The following is a 17,303-nucleotide window of genomic DNA, read 5'->3' as shown; positions in this document are numbered from 1 at the left end:
GCCGTCCTGAAAGACAGCTTCAGTCGACGGACTCGGCGACCAGTCGAATCCTGAACACGGGTTTTCTGCCCTCGTCGAGCAGCTCCATGTGCCATTCGCTGTTCTGCTTCAGATTGCGCGAAATGCTGCCGAGGAAATTTCCGCAGACCTTGGTCATCTCGGCCCAGGCCACGTCGCGGCTTTCAAACTCCGTCGCGTGGTCGGATGCACCAGCGTAATCGCCATCACTAATTCGAAAAAAATATTGCGCCATATGACTACTCAAAATCAGAGTCCCCAATGTCCCGCCTCACGGCGAACGCCAGGTATTGAGTAGCGAGCAAGGCGTGGCGACCGCCATCCGTATGACTACGGCTTGGCGGCGCTATTCCCGCTAGCGCGCAGATGAAAGGTTAGTCGGTGGAGCGGCGCAATTCCGGCGCGCTCTCGACCTTGGCGGGCTCGGCCTTGACCGGCTCGAGCTTCGCGCTTCCGACCTGCGGCGTCTCAACGCGCGACACTTCGGTCTGCGAGGCATCCGCGGATCGGGTGCGCGGATGCAGCGAGCGCGGACGCGCCGCCGCGCGCGCCATCAGCATCTGCTGGCCGCCCTGGTGATGGAAATCGCAATAGGCAAAGCCCATGCCGGAGACCGAGCCGCGGAACGAGCGGTCGTCCTGCTTGTCGAGATTGAAGCACGGTTCGAACGGAATGCCCTTCAGCGACGCGCAAACGCTCTGACCGCGGATCTGCAGCGTGTTGCCGGGCAGGCGCAGGTGACGGATCGGCCCCGAGCCGGAGAACTGGACCGAGCCTGCCGCACCCAGATCGTCGAGGATGCGACCGGCGCCGCGGGTGCCATCGAAACAGGTGAACGCGAACACCTTGCCGGCGACGAACCTGCGGGCCTCATCGGCGTTCATCATGCCCGCGAATGCCGGCACGACCATTGCTCCGGCCGTGACGGCCCCCAACACCAAACGCGCAAGCATGAGCTACTCCACTTACGAGCGCGGGCACTCGCTCCTTGTTGCGCATGACCCCCGCACCAACGCTTTTCGACGTCTGCGCGAGGAAACCCGGCCCCCCGGGATCATGCTGCAAGTCTCTTTACCCGCTGCTTACCATACCAACAGTGGCAACATTGGAGCAGCTTGGTTGGTAAAGTCTGAACGTCCTCAGACTATTTTTACCACGATGCGGCCGCGGACCTGGCCACCGAGGATTTTCGCGCCAAAGCCCATGACTTCGTCCAGGGCGATTTCATGAGTGATATCAGCCAGTTTTGCCTTATCCAGATCGCTGGCAAGGCGGCGCCAGGCGGTCCTCCGCAGCTCGATCGGACACATCACCGAATCGATACCGAGAAGGCACACGCCCCGCAAAATGAAGGGCGCGACCGACGACGGCAGATCCATACCGGCCGCCAGACCGCAGGCCGCGATGGCTCCGCCATACTTCGTCATCGACAGCAGGTTGGCGAGCGTGGTCGACCCGACGCTGTCGACGCCGCCGGCCCAGCGCTCCTTCGCCAGCGCCTTGGGCGCACCTGACAGTTCTGCGCGGTCGATCACCTCGGTGGCGCCGAGACCCTTGAGATAGTCGGTCTCCGACGTCCGCCCGGTCGACGCGATGACGTGGTAGCCAAGCTTCGAGAGCACGGCGATCGCCACCGAGCCGACGCCGCCGGCGGCACCCGTGACCACCACAGGGCCGCTCTTCGGGGTGAGACCATGCTTCTCCAGCGCCAGCACCGAGAGCATCGCGGTATAGCCGGCGGTACCGACCGCCATCGCATCGCGGGCCGAGATGCCGTCGGGCAGCCGCACCAGCCAGTCGCCCTTGACCCGGGCCTTTTCGGCATAGGCGCCGAGATGGGTCTCGCCCATGCCCCAGCCGTTGCAGACGACCTTGTCGCCCGCCTTCCAGTCCGGATGGCTGGATTGCTCGACCGTGCCGGCGAAATCGATGCCGGCGATCATCGGGAACCGGCGCACCACCGGTGCCTTGCCAGTCAGTGCGAGGCCGTCCTTGTAGTTCAGTGTCGACCACTCGACGCGGACGGTGACGTCGCCGTCCATCAGCTCGGCTTCGTCGAATTGGGTGAGTGCGGCGGTGGTACCCTTGTCCGCCTTGTCGATCCTGATTGCCTTGAACGTTGCCACGATGTGCACTCCCCGTAATCTTGGTTTCGGGGAAATGGTTTACCCCATCAGGCAGGCTGCGCAACCGGGCGGACGACGGGCTTTTCGACGATCGGCAGATTGATCAGCGCCGACAGCACGCCAAACAGCACCGACAGCCACCAGATCGGGGTGTAGGAGCCATACTGCTCGAACACGATGCCGCCGAGCCAGACGCCGAGGAAGCCACCGACCTGATGGCTGACGAAGGCGAAGCCGTACAGCGTCGCAAACCAGCGCGTGCCGAACATCAGCGCCACCAGCGCCGAAGTCGGCGGCACTGTGGAGAGCCAGGTCAGGCCGGAGATTGCCCCGAACGCGATCGCCGAGAAGGTCGTGATCGGGAACGAGATGAAGGCGACGATCGACGCCGCGCGGGTGAAGTAGATCACCGACAGGATGTAGCGCTTCGGGAAGACGTTCTGCAGCCAGCCGACGCTGAGCGAGCCCACGATGTTGAACAGGCCGATCGCCGCGATCACCCAGCCGCCGGTCGATGCCGGAATGCCGCGGTCGGCGAGATAGGCCGGCAGATGCACGGTGATGAAGGCGAGCTGGAAGCCGCAGGTGAAGAAGCCGAGCACCAGCAGCACGTAGGAGCGATGGCCGAACGCCTCCGCCAGCGCGGTCTTGAACGACTGCTGATCAGCCGGCGCGGCGTCATTCGTCTCCGCCGGCGGTGTCGAGAGTGCCAGCGACAGCGGCAGGATCAGCAGCATCAGCGCGCCGAATACGAGGAGCGCGGTCTGCCAGCCGAAATTGTCGATCACCGCGACGCCGAACGGCGCGAACAGGAATTGGCCGAACGAGCCCGCGGCGGTGCCGGCGCCGAGCGCGATGCCGCGCTGCGCGGGCGGCAGCAGCTTGCTGAACGCCGACAGCACCAGGTTGAACGATGAGCCCGACAGGCCGAAGCCGATCAAGACGCCGGCGCCAAGGTTGAGCGAGAGCGGCGTCGCCGAGTAACGCATCAGGAGCAGGCCCGCGGCGTAAAGCAGTGCGCCGACGACCATCACACGCAGCAGCCCGAAGCGGTCGGCAATCGCGCCGGCGATCGGCTGGCCGAGCCCCCACAACAGGTTCTGCAGCGCCAGCGCGAGGCCGAACACGTCGCGGCCCCAGGTGAATTCATGGCTCATCGGCTGCACGAAGAAGCCGAGGCTGGAGCGCGGCCCGAAGCTCAGCAGCGCAATCGCGCAGCCACAGACGATGATGACAAGCGGCGTGCGCCACGTGCCCGACGTCGGTCGAAGATCCCCGGTGGTAACGGCCATCTTGTCTTCCCCCGCAACTGCTGCGCGGGGAGCCGCCCCGCCGAACGTTACGGGGAGTTAATGCAGGTGCATGAAAACCCCAAGAGGGGCCGGAGAAAAATATTCGCCTGCAGGGCTGCTCTGCAGAATCGGAGAGGATGATGACCGTCATTCCGGGGCACGCCGGCCGCGGAACGGGAGGCAGAAGGCCCTATCGCCGGGCGCTGGCCTGCTCGGCCGAGCTCTGGGCGGCCTCGGCGAGCTGCGCCGAGATCTTGGCGGTCTCGGCCGGGTTGCCCCAGCTCGGCGCGTCGCTGCCGTCGCCCCAGGCGCGCGGGCGATAGAAGGTGTGGACGCCGAACTTGTACATCTTCTTCATCTCGCTGACCCAGGACGGCCGCACCCAATAGGCGTGGTAGTGGGTCGAGCGGTCGACTTCCGGCAGCCACAATTCGCCGTCGAGCATCGCCTTCGCGATCTTCTTGGCGCGATCCCACATGTCGGGCTCGCGGACGACGTCGGCGACGTTGTCGCAGGCGAAGGTGAACTGACAGGCGTAATGGCGATTCTTGTTCTGGTAGACCACGCCGCACACCGTCTCCGGATATTTGCCGGAGAAGGCGCGATTCAGCACCACCTGGGCGACCGCGATCTGGCCGCGCACCGCTTCACCGCGGGCTTCGAAATAGACCGCCTCGGCGAGGCACTTCTCCGACTTGGCGCGCGACTTCTCGTCGAACAGGCCGAGCCGCTCCGCCGGCGTCTTGGTGTGCTGGTCGTCCGCATTGACCTCGCCCTTCGGCGCGATGCTCTCGCCCATCTCGCCGGCCTTGACCGGACCGTCGGCATCGACCGGCAGTGACGCCATCACCTTCATGTCGGGATCGGGCGTTGCTGCCGGCGGTACGACAACCGGCGCCTCGCCGGGCTGCCAGCGCTCGAGGTTCTCCGGCGTGCCGAGCGACGAGCCGAAGAACAGACTGGCGGTCTGAAATGCGAACGGGTCGCGCTCGCGCGCCGCATCGGCGGGCGCAGCAGCGGGCTTTGCGGGCGCGGGCTTCAGATAGTCGAGCGGGCTGGCCTCGAGCGAGAGCGACACGTCGTTCTGCTGCGGCGACGGCTTGGCATATTGCGGCAAGGGCGGCGCGCGCAGCGCCTCCTGCAATTCAGGATCGAGCGGCGCGCTGTCGGCCGGTGCGGTCGCGGTCTTCATGCCCTTGACCGACGAATTCGATGTCGCCGGATCCTCGTTCGCGGGCGCCGTATTTGCAGGCTCCGCCGGTTCGACCTGATCGGGCCGCCGGACGACGAGGCGATCGCCCTTCATGGTGCGATCGACCTTGGGAAAATCGGATGCCTGATAGCGCGGCGGCGGGGCCGTGATCGGATTGCGCGTCACCGTTCCGGTGATGTCGAGGTTCGAACTGTCCAGTCTTGCGAGCAGGATTTGCGGCGCTTGCGGCGCGGACGTGCCGATCGGACGGCCGAAGCTGTAGGTCGCGACCTGGATGGAGCCGACGGCGGAGGCGAAGACGCGCTTCTGCCAGCGCTCGGCGACGCCGGGCTGCCGGGCCAGGAGCGAGGCGATATCCTGATATCCGATCTCGGTCGGCATCAGTGCGAAGATGCCAAGACCGAGACCGAAGAGCGCAAGACGTGCGCCCCTCGGCTGGTTACGCGACACAAACATCGTACGCTCACGCAACGCTTACTGAGTGCAATCGAACGCGGTACATCCGCGCAATTCGACCTTTCTCGTTGCTAAACCGTTTAGGTTGCCGCGGAGTTAATCGGCGTTGCTCGCGCGCTACACTCAAGCGATCGCGCATGTTTCGCACGTTGCATTGCGCGCCTTGGTAAACGCGCGGCGCATGAAAGTCGTAAACAACAAGTCAACGGAGATGGTGAACAAAGTGTTGCAGGCACGGTAGCCACCCGCCGTCATTGCGAGGAGCGACAGCGACGACTTGTCCGCCGAAGCCTTGGCGAAGGCTGAAGCGATCCATGGCTCGGCAAGTGGAAACATGGATTGCTTCGCGGAGCCTGTCATCGGGCGCGCGTTCGCGCGACCCGTCGGCTCGCAATGACGCTATATTTTCAGGCTGCCTCAACAAACAAAAATGGCCGGGACTTGGTCCCGGCCATCGCACTCTCTGAACTGTAAGATCGCTCACGCCTGGCTGGCGATCTCCTTGCCGAGCGCGGCCTGCGCCGCGGCGAGACGCGCGATCGGCACGCGATAGGGCGAGCACGAGACGTAATCGAGCCCGACCTCGTGGCAGAACGCGACCGACGCGGGATCGCCGCCGTGCTCGCCGCAGATGCCGACCTTGAGGTTCGGACGCGTCTTGCGGCCGCGGGTGACGCCGATCCTGACGAGCTCGCCGACGCCGTCGCGATCGACCGAGATGAACGGATCGATCTCGAGGATGCCCTTGGCGACATAGGTGCCGAGGAAGCTCGCGGCGTCGTCGCGGCTGATGCCGTAGGTGGTCTGCGTCAGGTCGTTGGTGCCGAAGGAGAAGAACTCCGCGGTCTCGGCCACCTCGCCCGCCATCAGGCAGGCGCGCGGCAGCTCGATCATGGTGCCGACCTGGTAGCTCAGCTTGACGCCGGTTTCCTTCATCACCGCGTTGGCTGTCGCATCGATCCGCGCCTTGACCAGATCGAACTCGGCCTTGGTCGCGATCAGCGGCACCATCACCTCGAGACCGACCGGCTTGCCGGTGCGCTTGCCGGCTTCGACGGCAGCCTCGAAGATCGCACGCGCCTGCATCTCGGCGATCTCCGGGTAGGCGATCGCAAGACGGCAGCCGCGGAAACCGAGCATCGGGTTGAACTCGGAGAGTTCGCGGGCGCGGTCGGCGAGCTTGCGCGGATCGGTGTTCATGGCGCGCGCCACTTCCTCGATCTCGGCCTGGGTGTGCGGCAGGAACTCGTGCAGCGGCGGATCGAGCAAGCGGATCGTGACGGGCAGGCCCTGCATGATCTCGAACAGCTCGACGAAGTCGGCGCGCTGCATCGGCAACAGCTTCGACAGCGCGGCGCGGCGCGACTGCTCGTCCTCGGAGAGGATCATCTCGCGCACGGTGCGGATGCGGGTCTCCTCGAAGAACATGTGCTCGGTGCGGCAGAGGCCGATGCCTTCGGCGCCGAACTTCACCGCGGTGCGCGCGTCATCGGGCGTGTCGCCGTTGACGCGAACGCCGAGCTTGCGGACCTCGTCGGCCCAGCCCATCAGCGTGCCGAACTCGCCGGACAGTTCCGGCTCGATCATCGGCATGCGGCCGGCCAGCACCTGGCCGACCGAGCCATCGATGGTGATGACGTCGCCGGTCTTGAAGGTGCGCGAGCCCACGCTCATGGTGCCGCGGCCGTAATCGACGCGGATGGTGCCGCAGCCGGAGACGCAGGGCTTGCCCATGCCGCGCGCAACCACCGCCGCGTGCGAGGTCATGCCGCCGCGGGTGGTGAGGATGCCTTCCGCCGCGTGCATGCCGTGGATGTCTTCCGGGCTGGTCTCGATACGGACCAGGATGACCTTGCGTCCGTCGGCCTGCAGCTTGGCCGCTTCGTCCGACGAGAACACGATCTCGCCCGAGGCAGCGCCAGGCGACGCCGGCAGGCCGGTCGCGATCACGTCGCGCTTGGCGGCCGGATCGATGGTCGGGTGCAGCAGCTGGTCGAGCGAGGCCGGATCGATCCGCGTCACCGCGTCCTTGCGCGAGATCAGGCCTTCATTGGCGAGCTCGACCGCGATGCGCAGCGCCGCCTTCGCGGTGCGCTTGCCGCCGCGGGTCTGCAGCATCCACAGCTTGCCCTGCTCGACCGTGAACTCCATGTCCTGCATGTCGCGGTAGTGCTTCTCGAGCAGCGTGTAGATCCGCGTCAGCTCCTTGAACGCGGCCGGCATCGCCGCTTCCATCGACAGCTTGTCGGAGCCGGATTCCTGGCGCGCCTCCTCGGTGATGTCCTGTGGCGTGCGGATGCCGGCGACGACGTCCTCGCCCTGCGCATTGATCAGGAACTCGCCGTAGAGCTTGCTCTCGCCGGTCGAGGGATTGCGGGTGAACGCGACGCCGGTGGCCGAGGTCTCGCCCATGTTGCCGAACACCATCGCCTGCACGTTGACGGCGGTGCCCCAGGATTCCGGAATGTCGTGCAGCTTGCGATAGGTCACCGCGCGCGCGTTCATCCAGGATGAGAACACCGCGCCGATCGCGCCCCACAGCTGATCGTGCGGATCCTGCGGGAAGTCGTGGCCGGTCTCCTTGGCGACCGCCTCCTTGTACTTGCCGACCAGCTCGACCCAGTCGTCGCCGGTGAGGTCGGTGTCGAGCGAATAGCCCTGGCCGTCCTTGAAGGTGTCGAGGATGTCCTCGAAGTGATGATGCTCGAAGCCGAGCACCACGTCCGAATACATCGTGATGAAGCGGCGATAGCTGTCATAGGCGAAGCGGCGGTCGCCGGAGAGTTCGGCCAGCGCCTCGACGGTGCGGTCGTTGAGGCCGAGGTTGAGCACGGTGTCCATCATGCCCGGCATCGAGGCGCGCGCGCCCGAGCGGACCGAGACCAGCAGCGGGTTCTTGGCGTCGCCGAACGTCTTGCCGGTCAGCTTGCCGACATAGTCGAGCGCTTTCTCAACCTGTGCTTTCAATTCCTTCGGATACGTCTTGTCGTGCTCGTAGAAATAGGTGCAGACCGAGGTCGGAATGGTGAAGCCGGGAGGCACCGGCAGGCCGAGATTGGCCATTTCCGCGAGGTTGGCGCCCTTGCCGCCGAGCAGATTGCGCAAGGTCGCCTGGCCCTCGGCCTTGCCGTCGCCGAACGTATAGACCCACTTGCCGGCCTTGATCGCAGCCGGGGCCGCCTTCTTCGCAACGGCCTTCGCCGGCGCCTTCCCAGCGGGCTTTGCGGCCGGCTTTGCAGCCGATTTGGGAGCGGCTTTCGGCGCCGCCTTCGGGGCGCTCTTCTTCAGCGCCTTGCGCGCCGGGGCGGCCTTGCGGGCTGCGGCGGAGGGCTTTGATTTCGCTGCTGTTTTCTCGGCAGTTTTCGCAGCAGTTTTCTTGGACTTCGCGACGGCTTTGGCCATGTCAGACAACAATCCGGAAGGAGGGGTCGAAGATGCGCGCCTTACACCATTTTGAGGGGTTCCGCGCAAGCCGCGAAACCCCGCTTTCCCGCTAGAGGTGCAACCAGCGCAGCAGACCCATCCCCACGAGCCCGACGAAGATCAGATAGATCGCGACGATGTAGTTGAGGAGCCGCGGCATGATCAGGATTAGGACGCCTGCGATCAGAGCCACGATAGCAGGCAGATGCCCAGCGGTGATGGTCATTGAAGTTTTCTCCGGGGGTTTTTGGAGGAGCGAATCGAGCGGCAGTTTATCCGCTGAGGGAAGTTCCCACATCAAGACGCCCGTCCCGCCGACGAGTTCCCGCAACTCACGAAAATTGCTCCAAATTGCCGCGTATATGGCGGCGGCTTTCCGGAACATCACCGCAGCCGATGCATTGGCTCGCCGTGCGCATCGGCGAAGGCTGGCGCGCACCGAAAAAGAATGGAGCGAGCCATGCGAAACAGATTACTTGCCGTTGCAGCGGTTGCTGCCGCGATCACGGTGCCGGCTGTTGCCGCACAGGCCCAGACCGTTGGCATCGTCCGCGGTGGTCCGGCAGTCGCCGTCGATGATGACGGAGGCATCGCGGTCGAACAGCGTCCGGCATTCCGCGAATACATCGTGCGCGAGCGTGTACCGAACTACACGGTTCCGGATCGCGTCGTGGTCGGCACCGTGCTGCCTGACGCCGGCGTGACCTATTACGACGTGCCGCAGCGGTTCGGCGCGACGCCCTATCGTTACACCGTCGTGAACGGCGAGACCGTTCTGGTCGAGCCGCGTTCGCGACGGATCGTTCAGGTGGTCGACTAGATCAACGTCAGCACGATCGCCTGAACGACAGTCCGGGCGCCGCGCAAGCGGATGTGCGCGAGGATCGACCGGACCAGAAAGCCCCGTCCGGCCTCCCCTCCGGGCGGGGCTCTTCCGTTCTGATGCCGTGCCGGGTTACGACTTGAGGATCGAGAGTAGCGTCGAGGTCGACTTGTAGCTCTTGATCGCGGCGTCCTGGAAATCCTGCGTCCAGTTGGCAGCCTGGCGCTCCTCCGCGCTCATCGAGGAATATTGCTTGAGGATGCCGAGGCTGAACTGGCGCGGATCGCCGGCGGTCTGGCTCTGCTTCAGCGCGTCGAGCACGGCGAGACGCGTCCGCGTATTGAGTTCCTGCTTGGCCGCGAAGATCTCCTCGGTGGAGAACTTCTTGTCCTGGTTCAGCGAGATCGCCGAGAGCGAGCGGTTGTCGAGCGAGGAAAGGTCGGCGAGCTGTCCGGTCTTGCGGCGGGGATCGTAGACCAGCTCCTTGCCGCTTTTCGCCGCCTCGCTCTTCTGCCGATCGAGGAAGGCGCGCACGTCGCTGGCAATGCTGCTGAAGTCGCGCGTGGTGCTCTTTGTGGGAGGCGCCGTCCCCGCCAGCGAGGCCGCGATCGGATCGCCGGAAATTCCCGATGGTGCCGTGTTCGGATCCTGCTGCGTCGCCTGATAGCCCTTCAGCACCGCGGCGCGCTGGCGGGCCCAGGTTGCGGTGGCCTTCTCCTCATCGCTCGCACCATCGAGATAATCGAGCGCGGTCTTGTAGCTGATGCTGTAGTCGCCGGTCAGGCGCGTGGTCGCCAGCGACGGCTCCAACGCCTTGTCGAAGCGCTGCTTTAGCTCGGTGGCCGCAACAGTCTGCTCGTCCGGGGTGAACTTGCCGCCATTGTTGGTCGAGATCGCAAACAGCGAGCGACGGTCCAGCGTCGAGAGATCGATGGTGGTCTTGCCGTCGACGATCGGCGCCTTGACGCCGGCGACCGTGTAGAGCCGGTCGAGCGTGATCCGCGCATCGCTGGTGACGGTGGCAAAATCCGGCAGCGGCGCCTTGGCGAGCTGCGCGCGGGCGGCGTCCGACAGCGTGAGGTTGGTTGCCGCGTTGGCCGTCGAGGACGCCGACAGATCGCCGGCGGTGCCGTCGCCCGACAAGGTCGCCGCCAGTGACGGCGTCGCTGCTGCCCGCGCATAGGCCGAACCATATTGGGCGTAGGGATTGGGCGTGGTGCCGATCGAGGTCATCGGGCGGTCCCTGCATTGGCGCGAGGGGCGATGTCTTAAGAAATCGTTGCTTTGTCAGGACCTTCGCAGGGCATGGTTAACAAATTGCAAATTGTGTCGAAATATTTCCAGCGCGACGCAAATCGCTGCGGCGGTGGTCTATTTGTCGACGACCCAGGCGTGGCGGCGCTGCGTGAAGACCGATTGCGACGGTGCGGGAAAATCGGGGTCCGCGAAGGCGCCGACCGCAACGCCGATCAGGTCCGGCGCGCGACCGGGCTCCCAATAGACCGACGATCCGCAATTCGGGCAGAAATGAAACACCACGGCAGATCCACTGCCGCCGATGCGGCTGTATTCGCGCGCCTCGCCCTGCGGCTCGACGTCAGCGCGCGGAAAGAACGCCGCGACGCCATAGGTGCTGCCGGTTCGCTTCTGACACTCCAGGCAATGACACAGCGCTACTGTGGTGGGCTCGCCCTGGCAGGTGACGCGGAGCTGTCCGCAGGCGCATGTCGCGAGCCGCGCCATCATCGCCCGCCCTTGCTGGCGACCAGCCGGTGAATGACCTTGCCGGACGATGCGCTGACGACCTCCGCGTCGAGCAGCAACTCGGCCGCCGCCAGCTCGGCCCGCACCAGCGCGGTATCGAACGCCGCGTAAAGCCGGCCATGCGCATCGCGCGCATCGTCACCTCTGGTCACGCGCCAGCTCAGATAGAAGATGCCGCCGGGCTTCACGATATCGAACATGCGACGGACCGACGGCGCGATCAGCGCGTGATCGAGATGCATGATCACGGTCTCGCAGAGCACATTGTCGAAGCTGCCGGAGGCGGTGCCGGACAGGTCCGGCAGCTCGGCGCGGGCAAAGCGCAGCGCCGGATAGCGGGCGCAGGCTTCCGCGAGCAGGCCCCCGGAGGCGTCGAAGCCTTCGGCCGGAAAGCCGTTGGCATTGAGCCAAGCCACCTCGCGGCCGCTGCCGCAGCCGATATCGGCGGTCGCGCCGCCCCGGATGAAGAACCGCGTGACGATGTCGTGCAGATCGACCGGGGCCGGCTGTTCGTGCCAGTCCTGCGCAAACGCCGCCGCATCCTTGTCGTAAGCGGCGAGCGTTGCGCGGTCCATCGATCAGCCCTCGATCCTGGAGAAGTCCGCAACCGCGCGCGTCGCAGCGCGGATCTCGTTGAGCAGCTTGAGGCGGTTTTCGCGTACCTTCGGATCGTCGTCGTTGACCTTGACCTTGTCGAAGAACGCATCGACCGCCGGACGCAGCTTGGCCATCGCGCTCATCGCGCCGGCGAAGTCTTCCTTGGCGACGGCGGCGGAGGCCTCGGCCTTCACCTGGTCGATCGCCTTGGCCAGCGTCTTCTCTTCGTCGAGCGTGTAGAGCGCGGCGTCAGGCGCGCCGTCGAAGGTCCGCTTTTCCCTCTTCTCCTCGATCGCGAGAATGTTGCTGGCGCGTTTCGTGCCAGCGAGCAGGTTTTTGCCGTCGTCGCTGTCGAGGAATTTGCCGAGCGCCTCGACGCGCCGGACGACGAGCAGCAGATCGTCCTGGCCACCAAGCGAGAACACGGCATCGACGAGATCGTGGCGCGCGCCCTGATCGCGGAGCTGGACCTTCAGGCGGTCGGCAAAGAAGGCTAGCAGATCGTTCGGCAGCGTTTCGGCATCGGCCTCGAGCGACAATCCGAGCAACGCGGATTTGGCCGTCTTCAGGATCGGCAGGCGCAGCGTATTCTCGACGATCAGCCTGATCGCACCGAGCGCTGCCCGGCGCAGCGCGAACGGGTCCTTCGAACCCGTCGGCTTCTCATCGATCGCCCAGAATCCGGCGAGCGTGTCCAGCTTGTCCGCCAGCGCGACCGCGACGCCGACCGGATCGGTCGGCACGCGATCGGTCGGCCCCTGCGGCTTCCAGTGGTCCTCGCTCGCGGCGGCGACGGACGCATCCTCGCCCTGCGCCAGCGCGTAGTACTTGCCCATCAGGCCCTGCAACTCCGGGAATTCGCCGACCACTTCGGTCAGCAAATCGGCCTTCGCGAGGCGCGCGGCGCGCCTGGTCTTCGCGACGTCGGCGCCGACCAGCGGCGCGATCTCGGCGGCGAGCCGCTCGATCCGCTTGATGCGCTCCGCCTGGGTGCCGAGCTTCTCGTGGAACACGATCTGCTCGAACTTCGGCAGCCGGTCTTCCAGCTTGGTCTTCAGATCGGTCTCGTAGAAGAATTTTGCGTCGGACAGCCGCGGACGGATCACGCGCTCATTGCCGGCGACGATGGTCTTGCCGCCGTCGGGCGCCTCGATATTGGCGGTCAGCACGAACTTGTTGGTCAGCTTGCCCGTCTTGGGATCCCTGACCACGAAGCACTTCTGGTTGTTGCGGATGGTGGCGCGGATCACTTCGTCGGGGATCGACAGGTATTGCTCCTCGAACGATCCCATCATCACGACCGGCCATTCGACGAGGCCCGAAACCTCGTCGACCAGTACCTGATCCTCGACCAGTTCGAGGCCCTGCGCGAACGCCAGTTCCTTGGCGTCCTCGAGGATGATGTCCTTGCGCGCCTGCGGATCGAGGATCACCTTCGCGGCCTTCAGCTTGGCCTCGTAATCCTCGAAGCGGCGCACGGAGATCGCACCCGGCGCCATGAAGCGATGGCCATAGGTGGTCTGCCCGGCCTCGATGCCGTCGACGGAGAACTTGACGATGTCGGGCTCCTCGGTCTCCAGACCGAAGGTCGCGGTGATGGCGTGCAGCGGGCGCACCCAGGTGAGCGAGCCTGATTTCGCCGAGCGCGCGCCCCAGCGCATCGATTTCGGCCAGGGGAAGGTCCGGATAATCACCGGCAGCATTTCCGCGATCACGTCGATCGCGGCACGGCCGGGCTTTTCGATGAGCGCAATGTAGAAGTCGCCCTTCGCATCTTTCTGGACCTTTGCTTCATCCAGCGACGTGAGACCGGTCGCTTTCAGAAAGCCCTGCACCGCCGCATCAGGGGCGCCGATCTTCGGGCCGCGACGTTCGGTCTTCAAATCGGGCTGGCGCGCGGGAATGCCGTGCACGGTGAGCGCAAGACGGCGCGGGGTCGCGAATGCCTTGGCGCCCTCATACACCAGGCCTTCGGCGACCAGCTTGTCGGTCACCATGCGGCGCAGATCGTCGGCCGCTTTCGCCTGCATGCGCGCGGGAATTTCTTCGGAGAACAGTTCGAGGAGAAGATCGGGCATCAGACCGCCCTGCCCGTTTCAGTGTGGATCCATGCCTCGCCGCAGGCCTTCGCCAGGTCGCGCACGCGGGCGATGTAGCTCTGCCGCTCCGTCACCGAGATGACCCCGCGGGCGTCGAGCAGGTTGAACACGTGGCTCGCCTTGATGCACTGGTCGTAGGCCGGCAAGGCCATCAGATGTTCCTTTTGATTCCCACCCTCACGCCAGCCGGCGGCGAGATATTTGCGGCAGGCCTCCTCGGCCATCCTGAACTGCTCGAACAGCATCGCGGTGTCGGCGTGCTCGAAATTGTGTCGTGAGTATTCCTGCTCGGCCTGCAGGAAGACGTCGCCATAGGTCACCTTCTCGGCGCCCTCGCGGCCGTTGAAGTTGAGGTCGTAGACGCGGTCGACGCCCTGCACATACATCGCGAGCCGCTCGAGTCCGTAGGTAAGCTCGCCCGCGACTGGCGCGCATTCGACGCCGGCGACCTGCTGGAAGTAGGTGAACTGCGACACCTCCATGCCGTCGCACCAGCACTCCCAGCCGAGGCCCCAGGCGCCGAGGGTCGGGCTTTCCCAGTCGTCCTCGACGAAGCGGATGTCGTGGACGGCGGCGTCGATCCCGATCGCGGCCAGCGACTTCAGGTACAGGTCCTGAAGGTTCGGCAGCGACGGCTTCATGATCACCTGGAACTGGTAGTAGTGCTGCAGGCGGTTGGGATTTTCGCCGTAGCGGCCGTCCTTGGGCCGGCGCGAGGGCTGCACATAGGCCGCGTTCCAGGGCTTGGGCCCCAGCGCGCGCAGCGTGGTCGCGGGATGGAAGGTGCCGGCGCCCATTTCCATGTCGTAGGGCTGCAGGATGACGCACCCCTGCTCGGCCCAGAACCGCTGGAGGGCCAGGATGAAGCCCTGGAACGAACGTTCCGGGCGCATGTGGTCAGGCAGGGCGTCCATCGTTGGAATCGATCTCGCGAGGGGGTGTGAGGCGCGCGGGACCGTATCGGCGGCAGCCAATGGAATCAAGGCGATGGGGGATGTTTCTGCACCTCGCCCCGCTTGCGGGGAGAGGTCGAAATTCGCGCGCAGCGCGCATTTCGGGTGAGGGGACTCTCCGCGTAGGTCTTTCGAATCTGCGGAAACAGCCCCTCACCCCGGCCCTCTCCCCGCAAGCGCGGGGCGAGGGAGATCCAAGCCCCCTAGCCCGGGCGATAGGCCCCGGTCACGGGGTCGCGGCGCAGGGTCTTAATTTCGCCCGCGCGGGTGGCCTCGGCCACGCGGGACAATCGCGCCTCTTCGAGTTCCTGGTTGATCCGGACGGCCGTCTTGTACGCCCAGCGGACCACGGCCAGGCTTCCCAAGACGCCTGCGAATGCAATCAGCGGCGGCATCGGTCGATCCTTGTCGTTCACGTCTGTCAGGCCCCCAATGACAGGCATTCTCGCGCAAGGCGGCCTGCGCCGCAATCGCGGTTTTTGGGGCTAAATGGCGCGCTCACATCCCTGTGTTCACAGCCCGAATCTGGCCCAAATCGCCCGGGTTTCCAGCGCCGAGATCACCTCGTCCGGCAGCGCGGCCAGCCCGTCCAGCGCCGCCAGCGACCCTGCCCCCGGCGCCCGCCGGCCGAGCAGGCCGGACAGCAAGCCGCTGGCCGGCGCAATCACCGGGGTCAGCACCTTGTCGCCATAGCGGGCCCGCAAAGTGGAGCGGATGTCGCCGATGCCGTCGGCGAGCCCGAGACCGATCGCGGTATCGCCGGCCCAGTATTCACCGGTGAACAGCATGTCGTCGGCACCCTTGAGGCGGCTGCCGCGGCTCTGCTTCACCAGCGCGATGAAGATCGCATGGATCTCGCGCTGGATCGCCTTCAGCCGGGCGACGTCGTCGGGGTTCTCGGGAAGGAACGGATCGAGCATCGCCTTGTGGCTGCCCGCCGTATACAGCCGGCGCTCGACCCCGATCTTCTTGATCAGCCCCTCCAGGCCAAAGCTGCCGCCGACCACGCCGATCGAGCCGAGGATCGAGGACGGGTCGCAATAAATCTCGTCGCCCGCGCAGGCGATCATGTAGCCGCCGGAGGCCGCGACGTCCTCGACGAACACCAGCACCGGCAACTTCTTCTCGGCGGCGAGTTGCCGGATGCGCAGATAGATCTGCCGTGACTGCACCGGCGAGCCGCCCGGCGAATTGATCACCAGCGCCACCGCCTTGGCATTCCGCGTGCCAAAGGCGCGCTCCAGCATCTTGGCGACGCCGGAGAGTGTCATGCCGGGCCGCAACGGCGTCACCGCGCCGATCACGCCTGCCAGCCGCACCACCGGCACGACGGCCGCGCCGCGCCTGAAGCGCGCCGGCAACACTGCCTGCACGCGTTCGAGCAGTCCCGAACGTCCAGCGTGATCACTTATTTGTTCACTCATGCCGTTACCTCGAATTAACCACTTTTTATCACGCCACTGTCATTGGAATCCGTGGAACGCGTTTTGCATTTTGTCATTGGGGCTGCAATGCGCGGGCGGAGAGGGACTCATGAAAATCTATCTGCTGATTTTGCTGATCGGTACACTCCTGGCGGCGATCCACTTCACGTCCACGCCGGACCGCCAGTCGGAAACGGCTTCGCAGTGATTTAGTGCCTCTGACGACGTGGGCAGCATGCCTGCCCGCTAAAGCGCAATGCCATCGCGCCTTGGCTTCTTGTTCGAGCATGATCGTTTTAGCGCCGCGCCAGCGGCAATTCCCCCTTCCCAGCCAACACCTCCTGCACCCATTTATTGGGCACGCCTGACTCTTCATTGAGCAGCAGTGCGGCATGGAGCCGCGTCGGCGCCCGGCCGCCCTTGGTCGCCCGCACCAGGATTCGGATCGCCGGCGACGTCCCGTCACCGTGAACCGGCAGGATCTCGAGGCTGCCAAAACCACGGTCCAGCGCGGCCAGCACCTCGGCAATGCCGTCGGCCCGCCAGATCAGCGCAAGCTGCCCGTTCGACTTGAGAATCCGCCGCGCCGCGTGAACCCAACCGGCCAGCGTGGTCGCGCTCGCGACATGGGCGCGCTCGCGCACACCGTCCGGCGAGGCGCGGTGCCGCGACGGATCGTTGAACGGCGGGTTCATCAGCACGACGTCGGCGCTATCCGGCCCGAGGCCGGCATCATCGAAGGCTGCGGCGCCGGCTTCGACATCAAGCACGATCACCTCCGCCATGATCGCGTTGGTGGCGGCATTATTCCGCGCAAGCTCGGCCAGGGCCGGGTCGATTTCGACCAGAACGGGATTGATCCCCCTCACCCGCCGCGCCACGGCCAGCCCGGCCGCGCCGACGCCGGAGCCGAGATCGACGACGCGGTCGCCTGATCGAGCCGGCGTCGCCGCGGCGAGCAGGATCGCGTCATGGCCGGCGCGGTGGCCGCTGCGGGGTTGCCGCAGGCGCAATTGGCCACCGAGAAATCCGTCTTCGGTGATCCCGGCGGCCGGAGACTCGCTTTTTGACGCGTTTTCTTCACGCGAACCGGGGCCCATTTCGCTCGAAAACGC

At 65.6% G+C, this 17,303-nt stretch carries 17 protein-coding genes; 1 reads left to right on the top strand and 16 read right to left on the bottom strand.

Features of this window, described 5'->3' with window-relative positions; translation table 11 throughout:
- Positions 1 to 19: 19 nt before the first annotated feature.
- From Q2M23_RS00570 to Q2M23_RS00535, 8 genes are all read right to left on the bottom strand, one after another.
- Positions 20 to 253 carry a DUF6894 family protein gene (locus tag Q2M23_RS00570; protein ID WP_016844381.1) on the bottom strand — a complete coding sequence of 78 codons (234 nt, stop codon included), beginning with the start codon at positions 251 to 253 and terminating at the stop codon, positions 20 to 22.
- A 139-nt stretch (positions 254 to 392) separates the two neighbouring features.
- Positions 393 to 971 carry a hypothetical protein gene (locus tag Q2M23_RS00565; RefSeq protein WP_028332627.1) on the bottom strand — a complete coding sequence of 193 codons (579 nt, stop codon included), beginning with the start codon at positions 969 to 971 and terminating at the stop codon, positions 393 to 395.
- Between the two features lie 186 nt (positions 972 to 1,157).
- Positions 1,158 to 2,144 carry an MDR family oxidoreductase gene (locus Q2M23_RS00560; RefSeq protein ID WP_316393667.1) on the bottom strand — a complete coding sequence of 329 codons (987 nt, stop codon included), beginning with the start codon at positions 2,142 to 2,144 and terminating at the stop codon, positions 1,158 to 1,160.
- 47 nt (positions 2,145 to 2,191) lie between these two features.
- Complete coding sequence (locus tag Q2M23_RS00555) at positions 2,192 to 3,436, bottom strand: MFS transporter (RefSeq protein WP_316393666.1); 1,245 nt, start codon at positions 3,434 to 3,436, stop codon at positions 2,192 to 2,194.
- Between the two features lie 190 nt (positions 3,437 to 3,626).
- Complete coding sequence (locus Q2M23_RS00550) at positions 3,627 to 5,105, bottom strand: cell wall hydrolase (protein ID WP_316393665.1); 1,479 nt, start codon at positions 5,103 to 5,105, stop codon at positions 3,627 to 3,629.
- 123 nt (positions 5,106 to 5,228) lie between these two features.
- Positions 5,229 to 5,441 carry a hypothetical protein gene (locus Q2M23_RS00545; protein ID WP_168857493.1) on the bottom strand — a complete coding sequence of 71 codons (213 nt, stop codon included), beginning with the start codon at positions 5,439 to 5,441 and terminating at the stop codon, positions 5,229 to 5,231.
- Positions 5,442 to 5,585: 144 nt separating this feature from the next.
- Positions 5,586 to 8,507 carry a pyruvate, phosphate dikinase gene (gene ppdK / locus Q2M23_RS00540; protein ID WP_168857492.1) on the bottom strand — a complete coding sequence of 974 codons (2,922 nt, stop codon included), beginning with the start codon at positions 8,505 to 8,507 and terminating at the stop codon, positions 5,586 to 5,588.
- 91 nt (positions 8,508 to 8,598) lie between these two features.
- Positions 8,599 to 8,754 carry a DUF3096 domain-containing protein gene (locus Q2M23_RS00535; protein WP_016844375.1) on the bottom strand — a complete coding sequence of 52 codons (156 nt, stop codon included), beginning with the start codon at positions 8,752 to 8,754 and terminating at the stop codon, positions 8,599 to 8,601.
- A gap of 234 nt (positions 8,755 to 8,988) precedes the next feature.
- On the opposite strand from Q2M23_RS00535, the gene Q2M23_RS00530 reads away from it, so the two are divergent.
- The gene (locus Q2M23_RS00530) at positions 8,989 to 9,348 is read left to right on the top strand and encodes a DUF1236 domain-containing protein (RefSeq protein ID WP_076824009.1); all 360 of its coding nucleotides are present in this window, start codon (positions 8,989 to 8,991) and stop codon (positions 9,346 to 9,348) included.
- Positions 9,349 to 9,483: 135 nt separating this feature from the next.
- On the opposite strand, the gene Q2M23_RS00525 is transcribed toward Q2M23_RS00530, so the two are convergent.
- The 8 genes from Q2M23_RS00525 to Q2M23_RS00490 all read right to left on the bottom strand — a co-directional run bounded on the left by Q2M23_RS00525 (position 9,484) and on the right by Q2M23_RS00490 (position 17,288).
- Positions 9,484 to 10,584 (bottom strand): hypothetical protein, encoded by a 1,101-nt coding sequence (locus Q2M23_RS00525; protein WP_316393664.1) that lies wholly within the window; start codon positions 10,582 to 10,584, stop codon positions 9,484 to 9,486.
- A 138-nt stretch (positions 10,585 to 10,722) separates the two neighbouring features.
- Positions 10,723 to 11,094, bottom strand: a complete 372-nt coding sequence (locus Q2M23_RS00520) for a GFA family protein (RefSeq protein ID WP_082653649.1) — start codon at positions 11,092 to 11,094, stop codon at positions 10,723 to 10,725.
- The gene (locus Q2M23_RS00515; RefSeq protein WP_076824004.1) at positions 11,094 to 11,690 is read right to left on the bottom strand and encodes a class I SAM-dependent methyltransferase; all 597 of its coding nucleotides are present in this window, start codon (positions 11,688 to 11,690) and stop codon (positions 11,094 to 11,096) included. Before Q2M23_RS00515 ends, Q2M23_RS00520 begins: the two co-directional genes overlap by 1 nt.
- Positions 11,691 to 11,693: 3 nt before the next feature.
- On the bottom strand, positions 11,694 to 13,790 hold the full coding sequence (gene glyS / locus Q2M23_RS00510) for a glycine--tRNA ligase subunit beta (protein WP_316393663.1): 2,097 nt from the start codon (positions 13,788 to 13,790) through the stop codon (positions 11,694 to 11,696).
- Entirely contained in the window at positions 13,790 to 14,725 is a 936-nt protein-coding gene (locus Q2M23_RS00505) for a glycine--tRNA ligase subunit alpha (RefSeq protein ID WP_316393662.1), read from the bottom strand. The genes glyS and Q2M23_RS00505 overlap by 1 nt, the downstream gene beginning before the upstream one ends.
- Positions 14,726 to 14,967: 242 nt before the next feature.
- Positions 14,968 to 15,159: a hypothetical protein gene (locus Q2M23_RS00500; RefSeq protein WP_026193154.1), complete on the bottom strand. Its 192-nt coding sequence runs from the start codon at positions 15,157 to 15,159 to the stop codon at positions 14,968 to 14,970.
- Between the two features lie 117 nt (positions 15,160 to 15,276).
- Complete coding sequence (locus Q2M23_RS00495; protein WP_057014921.1) at positions 15,277 to 16,188, bottom strand: S49 family peptidase; 912 nt, start codon at positions 16,186 to 16,188, stop codon at positions 15,277 to 15,279.
- Positions 16,189 to 16,484: 296 nt separating this feature from the next.
- On the bottom strand, positions 16,485 to 17,288 hold the full coding sequence (locus tag Q2M23_RS00490; protein WP_316393864.1) for a tRNA1(Val) (adenine(37)-N6)-methyltransferase: 804 nt from the start codon (positions 17,286 to 17,288) through the stop codon (positions 16,485 to 16,487).
- Between the last annotated feature and the right edge of the window lie 15 nt (positions 17,289 to 17,303).

The organism is Bradyrhizobium sp. 33ap4 (assembly GCF_032654765.1).
Lineage (GTDB): Bacteria > Pseudomonadota > Alphaproteobacteria > Rhizobiales > Xanthobacteraceae > Bradyrhizobium > Bradyrhizobium australafricanum.
Note: the sequence above shows the minus strand (reverse complement) of the source record. Positions and strands in the feature narration are given on the sequence as shown.